Source organism: Bilophila wadsworthia ATCC 49260, from assembly GCF_000701705.1.
In the GTDB taxonomy this organism is placed as follows: domain Bacteria; phylum Desulfobacterota; class Desulfovibrionia; order Desulfovibrionales; family Desulfovibrionaceae; genus Bilophila; species Bilophila wadsworthia.
Genome location: NZ_JNJP01000165.1, coordinates 1 through 3,313, shown reverse-complemented (window position 1 = coordinate 3,313; position 3,313 = coordinate 1). Strand labels below are relative to the sequence as shown.

The 3,313-nt window shown below is 59.2% G+C and carries 3 protein-coding genes; all 3 read right to left on the bottom strand.

Annotated elements, in window-relative coordinates; all coding sequences use genetic code 11:
• Nucleotides 1–304: 304 nt before the first annotated feature.
• Nucleotides 305–823 carry a DciA family protein gene (locus T370_RS0121540; RefSeq protein ID WP_034507521.1) on the bottom strand — a complete coding sequence of 173 codons (519 nt, stop codon included), beginning with the start codon at nucleotides 821–823 and terminating at the stop codon, nucleotides 305–307.
• A gap of 161 nt (nucleotides 824–984) precedes the next feature.
• Nucleotides 985–1,869: an acetylglutamate kinase gene (gene argB, locus T370_RS0121535; RefSeq protein ID WP_005024963.1), complete on the bottom strand. Its 885-nt coding sequence runs from the start codon at nucleotides 1,867–1,869 to the stop codon at nucleotides 985–987.
• Between the two features lie 17 nt (nucleotides 1,870–1,886).
• Nucleotides 1,887–3,188 carry an ATP-dependent protease ATPase subunit HslU gene (hslU, locus tag T370_RS0121530; RefSeq protein WP_029436969.1) on the bottom strand — a complete coding sequence of 434 codons (1,302 nt, stop codon included), beginning with the start codon at nucleotides 3,186–3,188 and terminating at the stop codon, nucleotides 1,887–1,889.
• Nucleotides 3,189–3,313: the final 125 nt, after the last annotated feature.

Sequence of the window (3,313 nt, the reverse complement as noted above, 5' to 3'; positions counted from 1 at the left end):
CTCCTCCCTTCCCCCACACCCCCATCCCTCCACCTCCAAAGACTTTCGGCCTTATCGAATCCCTATTCGCGTTTTTCCCTGAGTAAAGGAAAAGCCCCTTTGCTTGAGCGTGTTAGCCCCTAAATGCTTTCGCTTTTATTCTATAGAAATAACTGTATTTTTATGTTGAGCATTCTAAAATCAACCTTCACCTCTGCTTTCGGGGAAAGGTTGGAAGGTGCGGCAAACGCGCTCTCGAAGGTAGGGAAAACAAGAAAAATCTGAAGGGCAATGACGAAAAAAGGCAGGAACCAGATCCTGCCTTTCAGCTTTTCCGTTCCGTGGGAACGCCGTGCATCCGTAGATAGGCCGCGTAGCATCGGGCGACGGGAGAATCCGGGTTCATCTCCTCAAGATGAGCGCCCAACTGCCGGGGGCGGGGAGGAGCCGGGCGGACCCGCGTGGAAGGTTGGATGTCAGGCATCTGATCCAGAGGCCTGTCGCCCATGACAAGCCGCAGTTCGACCCTGTCGAATACCGGGGCATCCATAAACGCATTGACCCGCTCAAGGATTTCCGGGGTCATGAACGACAGTTCCTGAAGCGCGAGATTGTCCTCGCCGCCGACGATGAGGATGTCGTTCCGTGCGCCGAGAGGCCATGCCAGCGGCGCGATGTCCGGCCCCATGACCATTTCCCAGTTCTGCCACAGCCGGACCTGCATGAGCTTTTCGCCGTTTCCGAGCGCGGACAAGACGGAACCCAGCTTTCCGCCCAGGGAAAACATGCCGTTCGTCCGTTTGCCTTTGTCCCGGCCCTGCGGGATGCGGTAGTCGTAGCTCATGGGGCCTCATTCGGAAATGTGCCGGGGGAGGTTCTATCCCCCGGCTTTTTTCAACTTCAATGGCGGAAGGTCAGACTGTGGGACGCTCTATCTTCCCCGCCGGGAAACGAGCCGGTAAAACAGATCTATCCAAAACCGCTTTCCCGCACCGCCGTTTTTTCTCAGCGCTCTTCACCGACGATTTCGGTACCCACCCCCTGATCGGTGAGGAGTTCGAGGAGCACGCAGTTTTCAACGCGCCCATCGACGATCATGACCTTCTCAACGCCTTGTTCGATGGCGTCGATGCAGCAATTCAACTTAGGGATCATGCCGCCGGTCACGGTGCCGTTCTCGTACAGGCCCGCAGCGTCCTCTACGCGGATGGACTGGATGAGCTTGCCTTCGGGGTCAAGCACCCCGGCCACGTCCGTCAGCATGATCAGGCGGCGGGCGCGCAACGCACCCGCAACGGCCCCGGCCACGGCGTCCGCATTGATGTTGTAGGTGTGCCCTTCGTCATCCACACCCACGGGCGCGATGACCGGCACGAACCCGTCCTTCATCAGCGAGAAGATCAGCGTCGTCTCCACGCGGGTCACACGGCCCACGTTGCCGAGATCGATGATTTCCGGGGGCTGGTTCTCACGGGTGACGACCATCGCCTTCTTCTCGGCGTGCAGCAACATACCGTCCTTGCCGGACAGGCCCACGGCCCGCGCCCCGGCCCGGTTGATCTGGTTGACGATATCTTTGTTCACCGAGCCAACCAGAACCATCTCCACGACGTTCATGGTGGCGTCGTCCGTCACACGGAGGCCTTCACGGAATTCCGAACGGATCTCCAGCTTCTCCAGCATGTTCCCGATCTGGGGGCCGCCGCCGTGCACCACCACGGGATGGATGCCCACCAGCTTGAGCAGCGCGATGTTTCGGGCGAAGGCGGCCTTGAGCGCCTCGTCCTTCATGGCGTGCCCGCCGTACTTGATGACGACGGTTTCGCCGTGGAACTTGCGCAGATAGGGAAGGCTTTCGATAAGAACCTGAGATTGCAGCTTTGCATCCATGTGACAGACTCCGCGTCTTACAGAATGAACCGGCTCAGTTCCGCATCGGCGCGCACATCGGCAAGCTGGGCGACCACATGCTCGCGGTCGACGACCAGCGTGCTGCCCCTCTTTTCCGAGGCGTCGAACGAAATGTCGGCAAGGATTTTTTCCATGATCGTGTGCAGCCGCCGCGCCCCGATATTCTCGGTGCGGGTGTTCACGTCTTCCGCGAAGGCCGCGATTTCCCGCAAGCCGTCATCCGTGAACTCAATACGCACACCTTCGGTTTCAAGCATGGCCTCGTACTGTCGGGTCAGCGAATTGTGAGGCTCGGTCAGGATGCGGTAAAATTCTTCCTTTCCGAGAGCCTCCAGTTCCGCACGGAGCGGGAAACGGCCCTGCAACTCGGGGAACAGGTCGGAAGGCTTGGATAAATGGAACGCGCCCGCCGCGATAAACAGGATGTGATCCGTGTTCACGAGGCCGTACTTGGTGTTCACGGCGCTGCCTTCCACGATGGGGAGCAGATCGCGCTGGACTCCTTCGCGGGAAATGTCGGCGGAACGCTGCTGCGAACCGCTGGCGAGCTTGTCGATTTCATCAATGAACACGATGCCCATCTGCTCCACGCGCTCACGGGCGAGATCGGTGATCTTGTCCTCGTCCACGAGCTTGGAGGACTCGTCCTCGATGAGATGACGCCACGCCGCGCCGACCTTCATCTTCTTGCGGTGCGTCTTCTGAGGGAACAGCTTGCTGAACGCGCCCTTCATCTGATCGCCGAGCTGTTCCATGCCGGGCACGCCCAGCATACCGATGGGCTGCGACTGTTCCTTCACCTCGAACTCGACCTCGCGGTCATCAAGGAATCCCTGCCGGAAAAGCTCGCGCAGCTTCTCACGGGTGTTCTCCCTGCCGTCGCCGGAGGGCAAAAGCAGATCGAGCAGGCGCTCCTCAGCGGCGGCTTCGGCACGGCCTTTGACCTTTTCGGCCTCTTCAGCGCGCACAAGATTGATGCCGATTTCCATAAGGTCGCGGATCATGGATTCCACGTCGCGGCCCACATAGCCGACTTCCGTGTACTTGGTGGCCTCAACCTTGATGAACGGAGCCGAGCACAGCTTGGCGAGGCGACGGGCTATTTCAGTCTTGCCTACCCCTGTGGGGCCCATCATAATGATATTGCGGGGAGCGACCTCGTTGCGCAGTTCCGCCGCAAGGCGCTGGCGGCGCCAACGGTTCCGAACCGCAATGGCAACCATACGCTTCGCCTGATTCTGACCGATGATGTATTTGTCCAGTTCCGCGACGATTTCGCGGGGCGTCAATTCACTCATGTGCGTTCCTCTTTAAAAAAATGCCGCCCGAAACATCTGGAAGGCCCGCCCGTTCCCCAAAATTCTTATAACAGGGCAACCGCATTACAAACGTTTTAGGGGGATGGGGGTGGGGTTTGGGGAGG